The organism is Paenibacillus sp. FSL F4-0122, assembly GCF_038002845.1.
GTDB lineage: Bacteria > Bacillota > Bacilli > Paenibacillales > Paenibacillaceae > Paenibacillus_AQ > Paenibacillus_AQ odorifer.
Genome location: NZ_JBBODI010000001.1, coordinates 3,378,049 through 3,392,469 on the forward strand (window position 1 = coordinate 3,378,049; position 14,421 = coordinate 3,392,469).

At 47.3% G+C, this 14,421-nt stretch carries 12 protein-coding genes; 7 read left to right on the forward strand and 5 right to left on the reverse strand.

Going from position 1 to position 14,421, the window contains the following annotated elements; all coding sequences use genetic code 11:
- Positions 1–79 precede the first annotated feature (79 nt).
- The 4 genes from yunB (at position 80) to MHH49_RS14605 (ending at position 4,645) form a co-directional block, all read left to right on the forward strand.
- Complete coding sequence (gene yunB / locus MHH49_RS14590; protein ID WP_076141798.1) at positions 80–1,159, forward strand: sporulation protein YunB; 1,080 nt, start codon at positions 80–82, stop codon at positions 1,157–1,159.
- Between the two features lie 69 nt (positions 1,160–1,228).
- A complete protein-coding gene (locus MHH49_RS14595; RefSeq protein ID WP_341138218.1) occupies positions 1,229–2,713 on the forward strand; it encodes a hypothetical protein in 1,485 nt (494 codons plus the stop codon).
- Complete coding sequence (locus tag MHH49_RS14600; RefSeq protein WP_076224556.1) at positions 2,710–3,915, forward strand: hypothetical protein; 1,206 nt, start codon at positions 2,710–2,712, stop codon at positions 3,913–3,915. The genes MHH49_RS14595 and MHH49_RS14600 overlap by 4 nt, the downstream gene beginning before the upstream one ends.
- Positions 3,908–4,645 carry a glycosyltransferase gene (locus MHH49_RS14605; protein ID WP_076105323.1) on the forward strand — a complete coding sequence of 246 codons (738 nt, stop codon included), beginning with the start codon at positions 3,908–3,910 and terminating at the stop codon, positions 4,643–4,645. Before MHH49_RS14600 ends, MHH49_RS14605 begins: the two co-directional genes overlap by 8 nt.
- 25 nt (positions 4,646–4,670) lie before the next feature.
- On the opposite strand, the gene MHH49_RS14610 is transcribed toward MHH49_RS14605, so the two are convergent.
- From MHH49_RS14610 to MHH49_RS14630, 5 genes are all read right to left on the reverse strand, one after another.
- Positions 4,671–6,620 carry a tetratricopeptide repeat-containing glycosyltransferase family 2 protein gene (locus MHH49_RS14610; protein ID WP_076274248.1) on the reverse strand — a complete coding sequence of 650 codons (1,950 nt, stop codon included), beginning with the start codon at positions 6,618–6,620 and terminating at the stop codon, positions 4,671–4,673.
- A 15-nt stretch (positions 6,621–6,635) separates the two neighbouring features.
- Positions 6,636–8,057 (reverse strand): tetratricopeptide repeat-containing glycosyltransferase family 2 protein, encoded by a 1,422-nt coding sequence (locus MHH49_RS14615; protein WP_339813370.1) that lies wholly within the window; start codon positions 8,055–8,057, stop codon positions 6,636–6,638.
- On the reverse strand, positions 8,054–10,099 hold the full coding sequence (locus MHH49_RS14620) for a glycosyltransferase (protein ID WP_341138219.1): 2,046 nt from the start codon (positions 10,097–10,099) through the stop codon (positions 8,054–8,056). The genes MHH49_RS14615 and MHH49_RS14620 overlap by 4 nt, the downstream gene beginning before the upstream one ends.
- Before the next feature lie 113 nt (positions 10,100–10,212).
- Positions 10,213–11,670, reverse strand: coding sequence for a DUF6385 domain-containing protein (locus tag MHH49_RS14625; RefSeq protein WP_339813376.1), 1,458 nt, complete (start codon positions 11,668–11,670; stop codon positions 10,213–10,215).
- A 28-nt stretch (positions 11,671–11,698) separates the two neighbouring features.
- A complete protein-coding gene (locus MHH49_RS14630; protein WP_143766103.1) occupies positions 11,699–12,166 on the reverse strand; it encodes a DUF6385 domain-containing protein in 468 nt (155 codons plus the stop codon).
- A gap of 254 nt (positions 12,167–12,420) precedes the next feature.
- Between MHH49_RS14630 and MHH49_RS14635 the strand changes: the two genes are divergently transcribed.
- From MHH49_RS14635 to MHH49_RS14645, 3 genes are all read left to right on the forward strand, one after another.
- On the forward strand, positions 12,421–12,957 hold the full coding sequence (locus MHH49_RS14635; RefSeq protein ID WP_076128012.1) for a hypothetical protein: 537 nt from the start codon (positions 12,421–12,423) through the stop codon (positions 12,955–12,957).
- 18 nt (positions 12,958–12,975) lie between these two features.
- The gene (locus tag MHH49_RS14640) at positions 12,976–13,557 is read left to right on the forward strand and encodes a hypothetical protein (protein ID WP_076316370.1); all 582 of its coding nucleotides are present in this window, start codon (positions 12,976–12,978) and stop codon (positions 13,555–13,557) included.
- A gap of 155 nt (positions 13,558–13,712) precedes the next feature.
- The gene (locus MHH49_RS14645; protein ID WP_076178957.1) at positions 13,713–14,381 is read left to right on the forward strand and encodes an alpha/beta hydrolase; all 669 of its coding nucleotides are present in this window, start codon (positions 13,713–13,715) and stop codon (positions 14,379–14,381) included.
- The last annotated feature ends 40 nt before the right edge of the window (positions 14,382–14,421 follow it).

Sequence of the window (14,421 nt, forward strand, 5' to 3'; positions counted from 1 at the left end):
CTTTTTTGCCCTCTTAGCGAATACCTTAAATTAAGTGGAGGTGGCTTGACCTCTGCGTAAGGCGGGAGGGACTATTGCAATGGGCAGATTGAAAAAATGGGGGAACCGAAGGCTGAGAATACCTGATCTAGGCCATTTTCGGCTGCCAAAAATAAATGGGGACACGAATCGGAGATTCTCAGCAAGAAGCTCCGCATTCAAGTCAAAACCCAGCCGGGCAGCGGTTAGGCCGCAGCGTACGCGCTTTGAAGCCAAACGTAGCAAAGGCCGCTTTAGGTTATCCAGCCGGCCAGAGAGTAAGGTAACGGTTGCAGGCGGAAAAACACATAAGCCAAGAAGCCGACGCAAATTTTGGCTGATAGCATCTTTAGTAATACTTGTGCTGGTGCTGCAGTCACTTCGCTATGTGGAGCTGCATATGAAGCCGCCCATCCTGCATTTAGCACAAATACGTGTGAAGCAAATCGCTACGGAATCGATTAATAAGGCGATTACCTCTCAGGTTGCGAATGGAGGGAATGCGGAAGAGCTAATTGATTGGAAGACGGATAAGAACGGGAAAATATCAGGGTTCATGCTCAACTACGCGGAGCATATGCGTATTACTTCGCAAGCGGCACAGGTCATTCAGTCTACGCTGCAGGAATTGCATAATCGAACAGAATATATTCCGCTGGGGCAGGCGCTGGGCAGTCCCCTTATCGCTTCTTATGGACCCGACATTCCGATCAAGATTGAACCACAAGGTGCGGTTAAGGTTGAACTCAGTACTCGCCAGCAAAACGCTGGGATCAATATGATTCTGGTCGAGGTATATATTCATATTGTGACAGAGGTTGCAGTCGTCATTCCTTTTGATATGGAGCCGCAGGTAGTGGATACAGAAATTCCTGTGTCTTATCTGATGGTTGTTGGAGATGTACCTATGTATTACTACGATAATCAAGGTCAACCTGTGGGGGCGAACGGCAGCAGTGCTCCGGGAATTGCTATTCCTGCTCCAGCTGTAGGTGGGGATAAGAGTGGAGCAGTGGATCAGGGTAAGGATACCTCCAGCAACAGTCAGAAAGATAACAACCCGTCTCCAGCGGCAACTGATCCCGCGAGTACGGGTGCAGACCATACGGAAGAAGATAAAGGAGCGGGCGGAGGAAATTAAGGGGATATCACGCTTCAGCGCTCATAGACTATAGGTAGAACAGCTTTAATAAATGGAGCGTGAATCCTAATGTCGCAAGAATCTCTGAATGTGGAACGCTTGGCGGGAAGGTATGGGTTCTTGGAACGCACGGGACTACTTCCACTACCGAGTATAGATGGGATCACCCTTGTAGTTGAGCTAAGCCGCCCGGATTGTGCCGCGGCTTGCTTACCCTTGCTGCTGCTCCATTCTGGAGAGTCTGTGCGCATTATTGCTGTGGCAATGACTCCTGATTTTCCTATGGAAACATTAGCCGGACAGTTCTCACAGGAGCAGTCGATTCTCTTTGTTCCTTATGAGAAAGAGGAGTACATGCCTAACCAGGCTCTGGCACAGATCGAAACCAGTTTCGCGGTTTTACTTGAAGATTCGACCATGGTATCGCCTGGCTGGCTAAATGAGCTATTGTGGGTTCCTTTTGATGACGCTTCTGTTAAGGTGGTTGCCCCTCGCTCTTCAACCGAAAGAGGGGAAGGGAAGAAACGTCTTCACTTCGGCACCTATGATGAGTTTGCTGCGCATGTGAGCTATAGTCTTAGCCGGCACCAAGGAGAATGGCGAGAGATGGATGTACTAACGGGTTCTTGCCTCCTGTTCTCTAAAGAGCTGCTTCAGCGTATTGGAGGGTTGGACACCTCGCTTCATGCGCGGCCTCTTATGATTGCCGATTGGTGTCTTCGAGCGCGGCAGTCTGGAGCTAAGCTGGCGCTAAGTGATGCTGTGTATGTTCATGCTATACATTCACTTGATAGAGGCCAGAGTAGGCTGAACGGACCCACACTTGCGGATGGCTGGCGGGCGTACAGTACAAAATGGGCGCTGGAAGATGTCTTAGAAGACGAAGAACATCTTGTACCGCAGAATGGATTCTTACAATCAACACAACCTGTTATTCCACTCGGTAAGGTAACCTTGGCAACGCCATTAGTGACGGCGATTGTTTATTGTGAAGAGGATGGGAATGGGGACCATCTTCCGCAGGAATGGGCAGCTACACAGGAGCAGCAGAGCTACAAGAATATTCGCTGGATCTGGATCAAGGACAGCTGGATGAACACAGCTTCCGGCTTGCCAGTAAATGAACAGGATGTAGTGATTACAGTTCGTGGTCAAGAGGCTTGGCTGCGGGCTTTGAAGAATGCATCTGCATTATTTGAGAGTGAGATAACTGTGTATTTATCAGACTCTATCAGGTATGAGAAATATTACGTTGAACGGGTAGTGAAGGCGATCACCCAAGGTTCCGCGGATCTGATCGTTAGTTTATCTACGGATATGGACGAAGAGGTGGGGCATTTGCTTAAGGGAGACCCTTCGGGAATTGTTTTTCCGCTAGAGCGAGTTGCTCATAAAGGCGGGAATGTGCCTGGAGTGATTACCTGTAAGGCGTCCACTTCGCACCAATTGCAGCTTCACCCTGAAGCTTCACTAACTATAGGTTATGTGGGGGATTTGTCCGAACCGCAGGGGAAGAAGGCAGATAGCAGCAGGGGCAGGGAGGCGCACTCATGAAATATTTAATTCTGAGCAGAGGCTCCTGGGAGGAATACGAATATAAAAGACTGTTGGATCTTCTTCCCGAGCGGGAAGAGGTTTGTTTTGCCGGAAGAATGACTCTTGAACAGCAGATTAACAGCCAGATCAAGCCGGTAATGATCGCGGATATTCATACTCTCAAGGCGAGGGAGTACACATTTCTGGTCTCCTCTCCTTATTGGCTGCCCGAGGTTCTTTCTTTGCAAGCAGGATATATAGTGGCTTTGTTAGAGCGCTGTCCGGAAGAAGAAAATAAGGTCTTATGGGATAAATACAGCGGCTTGCTTGGAGCAAAGGCTGATCTAGTAGGAACCCGGTCAGAACGGATCTATCTGGAGCAGAGCTTGTGCAGGGAGAGTGTTATTTATCTCGACGGGGATCAGCAGGAATCCTATGGAGTTGTATTTCAGCGCGAGCGGATTTATTTTCTGACAGATTATGAGATGTTGTGGAGTAAGGCGATTGAGAACTTATGGCAGGAGGAGCCCCTCCTTGCTACGGACTGGTTTAGGATTCAACTACAGCTTAGGGCTGATTATTATACCTCAATGTGCGCCAAGCTGCCCAGCCAGCCTGTTGTACATTATTTGGCAGCATCTTATTTGTATTTGCTTGGGGACTCCACAGCGAATCGATATCTGGCGCAATCCTTTGAGTTAATGGTGTTGTATGAATATTTGGATTGCCTTATTTCACACTTCCGGTTTTTTTCTGCAATAGAAGCCAAGACAGGGAATCTGGAAACGGCAGTCCGCCAATTTGCGATTACAGCATTTACCGCAGAGGAGAAGCAAGCAGTAGAAAGGATGGAGAGCTGGCTCCATTCCGGTCAGGATGAATTGGTTCGCGCGGAGTTGTTCCACCGGAATGAGGATGAGGCAGCGGCGGTAAGAATTTTAAGCCCGCTAACTTCTTCCGAGGCAAAAGCGTTGCTGGTGCAAAATTATGTGCGGACTTTTCAATGGGAAAAGGCAATAGTGCTGCAACATGAGCAGGAAGAAAATGTGGATGAAGCCATGGAAGGCACCATACACTTGCTGTATGGCAGGCGGCACGAGGCCATCCGTAGCTTTTTAAATGCAGGAGGGGAAGACAATCAGGCATGGCCACTTTTGTCAGAGATGGCAGATCTCGAAGAGGCTGTAAGACGATTGAGAAGGAGAGTGGAGGATGAGTAGTCATAGAGGGCCACTCCGCAAAACATCTGGCAATCGTCTGACTGCTATAATGCAGGTTAGGAACGAAGCCGGAAGGTATTTAGAGCAGGTGCTGGAGGAATTAAGTGAGTTCGTGGATGATATTGTGATCGTGGATGATGGTAGTACAGATAATACGGCTCAGTTATGTCTCTCTTTTGCCAAAGTTAAGAAGCTCGTAACCCTGCAAAGCTCTTTGTTTAACCGTGAATGGGAGCTGCGGCAAACATTGTGGGAGCTGGCGGTATCTACGAATCCGGATTGGCTGCTGTCTGTGGACGCCGATGAGTTCTATGAAGAGTCTGCTAAACGGGAGATGAGGCGACTCATCGATCAGGATGTGTATGACTGGGTATCCTTCCGATTATTTGATTTTTGGGGAGGCACCACACATTACCGTGAAGATGAGCATTGGAATATCCACACGAAGCATACCCGTACACTAGTCCGCTATTTGCCGAACTTTCATTATTTTTTTCCGAAAATGGATCATCATGTGCCAAGGCTTCCGCTCTCTTATTCGGTATTGCCGGGTTTTCTTACCGAGCTGCGTGTGAAACATTATGGTTGGGCGATATCCCCTGAGGAGCTTCGGCGAAAATACTCGCGTTACCTGGAGCTTGATCCAGAGGGGCGCTGGGGTAGTCTGGAGCAGTACGAATCTATCCTTGATGAGCAGCCCCATCTGGTAGAATGGCAAGAGGAGCATTGAAATCCGCATCTGCCCTGCCAACCGGCTAAGTCCGGCTGGCAGATCTCAGAAGCAGCGCAGAAGAGATATGAGCTGACGGTATCCCTTGCGGATAAACTTCTGCTGCGAGCTGCAGCTTGTAATAAGCGAGGCTCACGGCTGCGGTAGCCCCCCCGACTCTACGCAAAGCGGCTTCATCTTCTATATGAAGGATGGGCACCTCTCCGCAGGAGTAGGCTATCGCAGCGTATAATTGCCACTCGGTACAGTCCGCAGGCGTTTGATATTGAGGAGGCTTGCTGACATAAATAGAGCACCATTGTTTTTTTATGGAGGTGGGGGCTTCGAGTAAACCGTAAAGTAAGGGCTGCGGCAGACTGGACCATTGAAAGGAAGAACCTTGCGAATGCCGATAAAGTGCTAATAAACTATTCCAAGCACCAGTCTGAAGCAGCAATTGTGCTGCATAGTTGAGATCCGAAAGATCAGCTTTAAGCCTATAATTCCCCGCTAAAAGATGATGGATCGATAAAATCCCCGGTCTGTAAGGCAATAGACAGACAAGCCAGCGCATGGCAGACTCAGTATCTCCAATACGGCAAGAGAAAGCCCACAGGTAGCCAAGTACAAAGGATCGGTTGGAAAGATGGGAAGGATCATGAAGCAGCTGTTCAAGCGGTGCGAGTGTCTGAAGATGTTCCGGTTGATTGTTTATTTCCAGAATCGCCTGCAATGCAACCTGAACAGATAAGGGTAACTGGCTGGCTGTAGAAAGCTCAGCTTGCCATTCCGGATCGCGGGCATTGAGCGCTGCGGGCAGAAGATAACTCAAAGTATCAGGGGATAAAGAGTGCAGATGGTTGTGGGTCAATGCTCGTAGTTGTGCCTTCCCTCCAGATAGAAGGCTTAGTGGGACGAGTTCTTTCCACGCTTCGGTATAATCAGGCTTATGTTGTATGGAAGCCTCGTAATGTCTCCACGCATCCGGGTATTGGTATAACTTCTCACACACTCTCCCGGCTAGTAGTTCTGTTCGATACGTTCCACTGCCCGAGGAAGAAGGGTATTTATGTGCTGTATTCCCGCTCTGAAGTGCTTGCTCCAAGTAGTGCTTGGCTGAGCTGAGCTTCCCTTGTTCCAGTAACAGGAGGGCATAGCTTTCTAATAAATCCGTGAAATCGGGAAAAAGACCGCTCCCCGTACGAAAAACTTCCTCAGCTTCCTGCTTTCGGCCACATAGTTGTAAGGCGTAAGCCGTCTTAAGGTAAATATCTGAGACATAACCGGAAGGGGCTGGAGTGGAGGTGAGCAGCGGAAGGAGGATCTCTGCCGCTTCTTTATATTGTCCCTGCTGATAATACTCTGCCCCTAACGCATAACGAAGAAAAAGATGGTTCGGTTGAAGCCGCAGACCGTTGTTGATAAGTGCTAAATTGCGGTTATATTTATTTTTACGCATCAATTCATCTTCTAAATATCCGTAGTGCAAAATACGCAAATCTGCATAAGCGATCTCCCCCGCTGGAAGCTCCCAAATGCTGCTGGCAATCTCCTCATGAATACTTCCGCGAAAAATAATTCTTTTGTCATTTCTGAATAATCGACAGACATGATCTGTAACAAAATCCGCTTCAGGTATATCACCGACATAGTGGATAATGGGCAGCCAATACCCATGAATATACTCGGCACCAAGCAAGGGCTGGAGCAGATTCTCACTCCAATGATCTACAGCCTCATCGGCATCCAGCACCAGAACCCAAGCAGAAGTTGCATACTCTAGGCTTATATTCCGAGCTTTGGTAAAATCATTTTCCCAAGGAATGTCGATAATCTTTGCACCGAACCTCTGAGCGATTTCTTTACTGTTATCCTCTGAACCTGTATCCGCAATGATAATCTCAGATACTAGCCCGCACACAGAGGATAAGCATTTCTCCAGATGGTTTGCCTCGTTCTTAATGATCATGCAAAGTGTAATATCCGGTGTGGTCATAGGAATACGTCCTTCCTAATCTGAAACTCTGGGCAGTGGAAGTGCGAGCCGCACTCTTTTAGCCGCTGGAGAATAGGGGGTTGAAGAAGAGAGGGAGGCAAGCAGACGATCCGCCAACAAAAGCTCCGAACGCCCTGGGTGATAGGCTGGGTTGAATAACGAGTCATTAGCTGAGGGCTGCCCTGTGGTCTTCATCAGCTGTTTTGCTGCCTTATCACATCCCTCAATCTGCAATAAATCTAAGAGAAGTCCGCTTTTAGCAGCTGTGTATTCGGGTAGATGAGCGTGAAGCCAGCCCGAAATTTCATTTTCGCGCTCAGCACATTTTAAGGCTCGGATCAGTCGGGTTATAATGGGCGTTGGATCGGGATGAAGCTGAGCAGCTTTGGTATAACAGGCACAGGCCTCGGTCTGATCGCCTATTTCTTCGCATAACTGTCCCAGCAAATAAAATGTCAAATAAGATCCGAATCCAGACTCGGTATGGTAACCGGAAGGGGCTTCTCCAATGACTAAGGCTTGCAGCAATGCTGTTTTGGCCTCAGCTAGGGCTCCCATTTGAAACAGCAGCACACCTTTGATATGAGCCAAGTCAGGATAATCTGGATGTAGGGTTATCCCTAAGTCGCAAGCTTCCAGCGCCGCGTTGAAATCTTTTAATTCTGCCAGGCAGCGGATTTGATATTTGTGCAGCAGATGAACGTAACTTGTGTCGGGCGGAGCTTCGTTAAGTGATCTTTTGATATGCTCTAGAGCCGGTTGATATTCACTAAGCCGCATATATTCAACAGCCATATTGAAATGGTGAAAGGGGTCATTGGGATTTAACTTTAGCTGTTCCTTGAGCAGCTCTACATTTCGTTTGATCTTATCTTTTTTTGCTACTACGCCGTCTGCATAACCGTAATGATGGATGACTACGGTGCTTAAATGCATAGCTGCTTTGGGTGTAGCTTTTACGATCGTTTCTGCAATCTGTTCGTGGATGATGCCGCTGAAACGGTACTGCGGGCGGTTACGGAATAGGCGGATAATCGGATTAACAGTAATGGTCTGTGAAGCTGCGGTTAAACCTTTATGATTATGAATGCGCAGAAAAAAAGCTTCATACTCCAAATGCTCCGCACACAGCAACAGCTCCCCCTTACTTTTCGCATCCAGTTCCTCGTCTCCATCCAGAATGAGAATCCATTGTCCGCGGGCTTGCTGAAGACCCGCGTTGCGGGCAGCGGCAAAATCGCCATTCCAAGGATGGTGAACAACTTTAGCTCCAAAGCTTAGAGCAATTTGTAGCGTGGAGTCAGTAGAGCCAGTATCGACTACAATGATCTCGTCGGCGACACCACGTACGCTTTTTAAACATTGGCTTAAGCTATCTGCTTCGTTCTTAACGATCATGCATAGCGAAATCAGAGGTTTTTGGCTTGGCATGTTCATTTGGCTGCCCTCCCCTCGCTCTGGCGGAAGCTCCACTGTGTGTGCCACGGTGTACGATTTAGTAAAAAGATGGATTTATGGATGGCACCAATATCCGTTTGCAGTGGACCGTGGACGTTAGCTGCATCCAAGCTGTTCAGAGCATCCTCCATGCTAAGCTTCGCTTGCTGAAGGTAACAGAGTGCTAAACCCACTCGGGCAGCCTCATGCTCAGGCATTTGCTCCAGCGCTTGTTGAAACCATTCACTGGCTTCCGTGTAATGCCCCTTGTCAAAGACCATCTCACCTATATAAAAAAGAACCTTCGCATCAGCCGCTTGATCGCTAACTAACCTGATAAAATGCTCGCCTGCCTCATTCCTATTCCCTTCTTTATATAATGCTGCGGCTAATTCAGACCGAAAGGTAGGGAACAAATTTACCAAAGCTTCGCTTAACGCGGGCTGGTGTAGTTTTACTGATTGTTCGATCAAATCTGAAATGAATGAGGAATGTAATGTTAATGGATCTACCTCTGCTTCAACGGGATCTACCTTTTGTTGCTGGTGGCACTTCTGAATGTATTGCAGTCCGAAACGAAGTTCGTCTGGTACATAGGTTAGCAGGTCATTGTGGAATTCTCCAAAAAGCGACCAAGAGCAAATAGCCCAGAGGGTAGCCCACTTTTTCAGATATTCTAAATCATGGTTATCTTGCGTAGCTAAGGAGGCCATTTGTCTTATCGTTGTATAGGCGTCTTCCAGCTTGCCGGTAATGATGAGCGAAGAGATCATCCAATTTGCCGTCTCTAATTCCAAGGGAAAAGTGTCTCGGGATAAGTTATTGATGGCCTCATTAGCATTTATCGCAAATAAACTGTCAATAATCGCAGCTCGTTGGGCAGCATTAGTTGGGGGGACGAGTTGTATCAGCAAGGTGGCAATCTCCTCATCGGTTACAGCTAAGCGTTGAAAAGCAGAAGCTATTCCCTGCAAGGCAGGCCTATATAAAGAGTGGTGTTGAAGCGCACGGTGGTAGAATCTCGCAGCGTCCTCCTGAAGCTCAAGCCGCTCTGAGATTAATCCTAGTCGATAAAGTGGGCGGAAGGTGTTCATCCCTTGCTCAGATACATATTTTTGATTAACCTGATCTCCAGAAATGGATGCTGCACGCTGATAAGCTTGAAAAGCACGTTCTAACAAACCTTGACTCTCCAAAGATTGGCCTAATAAAAAATGCAGGTCAGGGTAATCCTCATAACGCTCCAATTCAGGCAACAGCAAGGGATCTATGATATTGGTTTTTCCTTGAGTCAGATAAATTTTACAGAGATCTCTAATCATCGTAGGACGGTAGGAAGCTTCAAGTGGCACATGGTGAAGGGTCTGGCGAAGTAATGTCTCTGCTTCCAGAAGACGACCGTCCTGACAGCAGGTGACTGCTAAATTATACGAGTGAAAAGGATCTTCCGGTTGTTCGGCTAAAGCGAGTCGCAGCAGCTGTTCATTGCGTTTGATTTTATTTTTTCGTGCCATGATTTCCGGCATATATCCGAAGTGTTCAATCTCAATATCACTATGCTCAATCGCCGAGATGTTATGTGATTTAAGGATTGCAGCGTCAATTCCTTCATGAATTCTTCCGCTATATCGATAACCCTGTCCATTTCGGAATAAACGAACCGCACTGTGCTTTACCTTATCTTCAGGCCGAACGCCAAGCCAATTATCAATGTGTACTGTAAAAGCCTGAGCTTGCGTGTTTTGCAGGAGGCTGCGGAGTTCCGGAAGTGGAGTTTGTAGGCGTTCATCGGCATCAAGGACTAGAATCCAATCGGTATCCGCCTGATCGAGACCTTCGTTACGTGCTGCAGCAAAGTTTTCTGTCCATTCCCGTTGGAATACTCTAGCCCCGTGCGCTTGGGAAATAGCTATGGATTCGTCAGTAGAGCCTGTATCTATGACCACAATCTCGTCAACACCTGCTACGCTTGTGAGACAGTGGGGCAGAAGATCAGCTTCATTGTTAACGATGAGGTGGACGCCAAGCGTAATATTGTTCACGTTGTTTCCTCCTTGTTACATATGTAGAAGTAGAAATCAGCTTTTGCTATCAAAAGAAAAAGCACATGGATATCCATGCACTCTTTCGTTACAACATATGATGGGCATCTGCATTACGTTCCCTGCGCGTTGAAACTTACATTGATTGTTGAGGCGGCTCCTGCATTCGTTGATTGATAGGATAAGCGTGTATATTTCAGGAATCTTGCCGGAACTATGACATCGATAGAACCTGCTGCTAAAGGATTATCTCCTGTGGTATCGACGAAATAGTTCGTTCCGTCAGCACTGATTTCAACTCGTGTGTTGACTGGGTTAGCTCCAGTGTTATTGATGAAAAAGGAATAGGTCCCCAATACGCTCGTAGTCACTGCTGGCAGTGGAGTATAGGCATTAGCAGTTGCAATACCCGTCGTCGTCTGTTCGATAAAGCTGCGTTGTGAAATAGAGGTCACACTACTGAGTGTACCGGCTGTGATGGTGGCTCCGAGCACGCTGGTAATGGTGCCGTTTAAGAGGTTGGTGACCGTACCTGCAGAAGACAAAGTACCAGCTGTGATGGTGGCTCCAAGTACGTTAGTAATCGTGCCATCGAGAATGTTAGTAATGGTACCTGCTGAGGACAGAGTACCCGCAGTGATCGTAGCTCCGAGCACGCTGGTAATGGTCCCGTTTAAGAGGTTGGTGACCGTACCTGCGGAAGACAAAGTACCAGCCGTAATGGTGGCTCCGAGCACGCTGGTAATGGTCCCGTTTAAGAGATTGGTTACCGTACCAGCCGAAGACAAAGTACCGGCAGTGATGGTAGCTCCAAGTACGTTAGTAATCGTGCCATCGAGAATGTTAGTAATGGTACCTGCGGAAGACAAGGTACCCGCAGTGATTGTAGCTCCTAGCACACTAGTAATGGTCCCATTAAGGATATTGGTAACTGTTCCTGCTGAGGACAAAGTACCAGCGGTAATGGTTGCGCCTAGTACACTAGTAATAGTCCCGGCAGTGATCGTAGCTCCCAGCACGCTGGTAATCGTGCCATCGAGAATGTTAGTAATGGTTCCTGCGGAGGACAAGGTACCAGCCGTAATCGTAGCTCCCAGCACGCTGGTAATCGTGCCATCGAGAATGTTAGTAATGGTTCCTGCGGAGGACAAAGTACCAGCTGTGATGGTAGCTCCGAGTACGCTAGCAATAGTCCCGTTAAGAATGTTGGTAACCGTACCTGCGGAAGATAAGGTACCCGCTGTGATGGTAGCCCCGAGTACGCTAGTGATAGTCCCGTTAAGAATGTTAGTAACTGTTCCTGCGGAAGACAAGGTACCCGCTGTGATGGTAGCCCCGAGTACGCTAGTGATAGTCCCGTTAAGAATGTTAGTAACTGTTCCTGCTGAGGACAAAGTACCCGCAGTGATGGTAGCTCCGAGTATATTGGAAATCGTACCATCTAGGATAATTGTCGTTAGATTTCCGCCTGGATCTGTAGTAAGCGGATGATCAATCAGCGAGGCATCCCGGCCAAAAATAAGCGTTCGTAGATTATCGGGATTAGCTTGAAAAGAGCTGTAGTTAGGCAAAATTCCTCGTCCCTCTCTTATAAAATTGTTAACTCATACCTATAGACTGGGCTTGGACGTATACATCAATTTTGCCTAAACCCGTTGACTGTTGCGTGGAGGCGGATATCCGAGTCCACTTTAAAAATCTGCTTGGCACTAGCACCTTCATTTCTTTTGCGGCCACGATCTCTTCTGAATCTATAAAAGAATCAAGACTGTTCGGACTAATCTCCAAGCGGACGCTAACAGGGTGGTCTCCTTGGTTCATAACTGCGTAAGAGATCATCGTTTTAGTTCCGCTTTTTTGCCAAGGCAGAGGCGAAATGGAGCTGGACACGGGGAATCCGATAAATTGATGCTCGGAAAATAAAGGACTGATCGTGACCTTACGGCGCTTTCTTCGACCATTTGGAGGTGGAAAAGGTTGCGGATTTCTAGAGCGATTCCCCTGTTTTTTTGTGTGTTTTATTTTGCTGCGCTTTTCTAGTTCCAGACCGTTATGGATTTCATTCACCTCCTACGGGTTTTCTGGAACCCTATCCATAAAAGGACCCTAACCGTCGTTTGAGCCCTGAGCATCAATAAACCGCAGTCCAATAAGCCGCGAACCGTTAGGGACAATCCTTAGCCATTCGAATGGTGATAATAATATATGGTGAAAAATAAGAGGTGATTGGGCTGCAAAAGCAAAAATACGCACCTTCCCAAACAACCTGCTACTTAGAGCGGCATAAAATAAGATAAGCTCAAGTACGGGGAGGATAGCGCATGCCAAACGATTCAGTATTTAATCAGAGTAGCCAGCCACTCTTTACAGAACAAGTCAACACGTATGTTGCACCTGGTATAGATTCAGCTCCGGAGGGAGGAGCGGCTAAGGCGGGGCTATTGTTTGGAATCCCTTTTACTTCTACGGTAACGACTGCTGCACCGTTAGTTGTTCAGATTAGTAATCCGGCAGGCAGCGGACGTACATTGTATGTATCCCGTGTTGCAGCTAGCTCGGCAACAGCTGCGGTTACGTTATCTCTACTTCGGAACGCTACGGTCACCGGAACCACCGTTACACCGATAAATTTTAATTTTGGAAGTGCGTTAACCAGTGTGATGACGGCCAGAACCTCGACTGCTGCCCCTACGGGAGGTCCGGCCACTCTAGTATCTTTATTACTGGCAGCGGGTCCCGTCATTGTTGACTTTACTGGACAAATCGTTGTTCCTCCCGGAAATTCCATAACCACGTCCATCACGATTGCATCGGGAACTTCAGCAGCGACAACATCTATCAGCTGGTGGGAATATTAGAACTGGGAGGGGATAATCATGCCTAATCAATATGTGTTTAACGACAATGATCAACCTCTTTATGTGGATATGGTCAATACCTTCCAAGCTCCGGATATCAGCGCGCCACCTGAAATAAGTGCTTCGAAGGCTGCGGTCTTGTATTCTACCAACACATCCGTGTCTAGTTTGGTCGTACTTAGTCTTATTTCTGCAATTACTTCTATTCGGATTAGTAATGCTGCTGGCAGCGGAAAAACCGTATATATATCTCGTATAAGCGGCAGTATCGGCGGATCTTCTCTGCTATCGGCTATGTCTGGAAGCTTTACAATTGTCAAAGGGGGGACGTTAACCTCTCCTGCAACCTTGACACCAACAAATAATAATCTCGGAAGCGCGGCTACAAGTGCGATGACCGTTCAATCTTCAACAGCGGCAATTAACGGGGGAACAACGCTTTACAATTATCAATTAGCGCCGGGAGCCTTCTCACAGAACTTTACGGGCAGCATCATCGTTCCGCCGGGGACTGCTATTTGTGCTAACGTAACTTCATCTAGCTCGGCCGTAGGTTTAACGATTACTTCTGCACTCGGTCTTCTTTGGTGGGAACAATAGAATATATATTTTATTTTGAACCTATAACGGTGGTGAACCTTGACATCATTTGGTTAAGGTTTTACATAGAAGGTTGGAATGAATAGAAAATAAAGGGGATTGGCATTATACAATAAAGATGGAATTCAGTTTGGAATGTGAAAAGAGGGACAATTATGGAAAGTTGTTTATTTATTCATGGCTTTACCGGAGGTGAGCATGAAATCTCTCCCTTGTCCCAGTTTATGGAGCAGCATAATTATCGTTCCAGAACATTTACCCTAAAGGGGCACGGGGGCAGCAGGAATGATTTACTGCATTCGGATCGACATGATTGGCAGCAAAGTGCTGAGGATGAATTAACAGAGCTGTTAAAGACAAATGACGGAGTTCATCTGATCGGTTTTTCAACCGGTGCTCTTATTGCTTCACATCTTTCAGTGCGCTATAAACCTTGGATTAAATCTCTCACTTTGTTGTCTACCCCTGTGTTTCCGCTGAATCCTGTAGAAATTATTAAGACCCTTGCGAGCTTTTCCATGCTAAAAACTTATATTAGTAAATTCAGTTCAACGCCTCCAAAAGCAACTCGAGAGTTCCAGCGACTGGTTCGTGAAAGCTTTTCTGTTTATCCGCATATTGAGACTCCAACCCTGATCGTGCAAGGGAAACGGGATCATCTAGTGAAGACTAGAAGCGCCGATTACCTACGTCATCATATGATCAAGGCGACCCAAAAACAGGTGCTGATGGTCGACAACAGTGGTCATATGGTGTGCCATTGTGAAGAGAAGGACCGAATTATGAATGAGGTCTTGCAGTTTATTCAGACGGCGGGACGCTGAACTCAAACCGTAAATATTCAACCCCAAGAGCTTCCGAAAT

What these genes read in the sequence shown, in the direction of transcription:
- yunB (WP_076141798.1), top strand. Translation starts at nt 80, where the DNA reads ATGGGCAGATTGAAAAAATGGGGGAACCGAAGGCTGAGAATACCTGAT.
- MHH49_RS14595 (WP_341138218.1), top strand. Translation starts at nt 1,229, where the DNA reads ATGTCGCAAGAATCTCTGAATGTGGAACGCTTGGCGGGAAGGTATGGG.
- MHH49_RS14600 (WP_076224556.1), top strand. Translation starts at nt 2,710, where the DNA reads ATGAAATATTTAATTCTGAGCAGAGGCTCCTGGGAGGAATACGAATAT.
- MHH49_RS14605 (WP_076105323.1), top strand. Translation starts at nt 3,908, where the DNA reads ATGAGTAGTCATAGAGGGCCACTCCGCAAAACATCTGGCAATCGTCTG.
- MHH49_RS14610 (WP_076274248.1), bottom strand. Translation starts at nt 6,620, where the DNA reads ATGACCACACCGGATATTACACTTTGCATGATCATTAAGAACGAGGCA.
- MHH49_RS14615 (WP_339813370.1), bottom strand. Translation starts at nt 8,057, where the DNA reads ATGAACATGCCAAGCCAAAAACCTCTGATTTCGCTATGCATGATCGTT.
- MHH49_RS14635 (WP_076128012.1), top strand. Translation starts at nt 12,421, where the DNA reads ATGCCAAACGATTCAGTATTTAATCAGAGTAGCCAGCCACTCTTTACA.
- MHH49_RS14640 (WP_076316370.1), top strand. Translation starts at nt 12,976, where the DNA reads ATGCCTAATCAATATGTGTTTAACGACAATGATCAACCTCTTTATGTG.
- MHH49_RS14645 (WP_076178957.1), top strand. Translation starts at nt 13,713, where the DNA reads ATGGAAAGTTGTTTATTTATTCATGGCTTTACCGGAGGTGAGCATGAA.